Consider the following 402-nt stretch of genomic DNA (forward strand, 5'->3'; position numbering starts at 1 on the left):
ATCGCTCAAAATGGATAGCTCAACTGCTTGACTCAAATACCCAACAAGTTTTAGCCACTCGCGCTTTTAAAGCCAGCGAAAAAGTCATGTTTGGGCGAGCCAAAAAGGTTCGCTATAAAGTACCTTCTAGATTTAGAAGCGTTGAAGGCAAAACCAACAAGCAAGGAATTAGGTGGAAAAACAACCAGCTAGTTTGGGGTAAATTAACCCTAAATCCTAATATTGACGAGCCCAGCCCTGTCATCCAACATGGCTTAAATCATCCGGTAAAATATGTTCGCCTTCTGTGGCACGCCAGATGCTCCACTTGGGGGAACCCCAAGACCGCACTGGCTCGAGAACTCAATGGTAAGCAGCGCTGGTATGTTCAGTTAATTAACGAGGGACAGCCCTATCAAAAAG

At 45.3% G+C, this 402-nt stretch carries 1 pseudogene; it reads left to right on the forward strand.

Going from position 1 to position 402, the window contains the following annotated elements:
* Positions 1–402, forward strand: a pseudogene (locus tag MiSe_RS49930) (hypothetical protein); the annotation flags it as partial.

This window comes from Microseira wollei NIES-4236 (genome assembly GCF_020521235.1).
Lineage (GTDB): Bacteria > Cyanobacteriota > Cyanobacteriia > Cyanobacteriales > Aerosakkonemataceae > Microseira > Microseira wollei.